Origin of the sequence: Paraburkholderia sp. SIMBA_053 (genome assembly GCF_046534895.1) — a bacterium.
GTDB classification, from domain to species: domain Bacteria; phylum Pseudomonadota; class Gammaproteobacteria; order Burkholderiales; family Burkholderiaceae; genus Paraburkholderia; species Paraburkholderia caledonica.
Genome location: NZ_JAWRXU010000571.1, coordinates 1 through 277, shown reverse-complemented (window position 1 = coordinate 277; position 277 = coordinate 1). Strand labels below are relative to the sequence as shown.

Genomic DNA, 277 nt, shown 5'->3' with positions numbered 1-277 from the left:
GCGCTGCCTTGTTCCAACGCCGTCACCAGTTCATACACTCCGGCAGCGCACAGACCGATCGCACACCAGAACAGTTGTCCGTCCTTGATCGAGTCGGCGATCAATTCTTTCGCCACCGTCCAGCCATGTGCCGGCGCGACGAGCGCCAGCGTGAAGACCGGGCCGACGATCGGCACGCCGAGGTTCAGCAACATCCAGAAGAATAGGTTCATCGAAGCTCGCGGTCGTGCTCGGCAGTGAAGTCGGATACGCACGATCGTAGCGTTTGCGCACTGCC

General features: G+C 61.0%; 1 pseudogene. It reads right to left on the bottom strand.

What is annotated here, in order from left to right:
- Positions 1-212: pseudogene (locus tag SB753_RS36895) on the bottom strand (hypothetical protein); the annotation flags it as partial.
- Positions 213-277 lie beyond the last annotated feature (65 nt).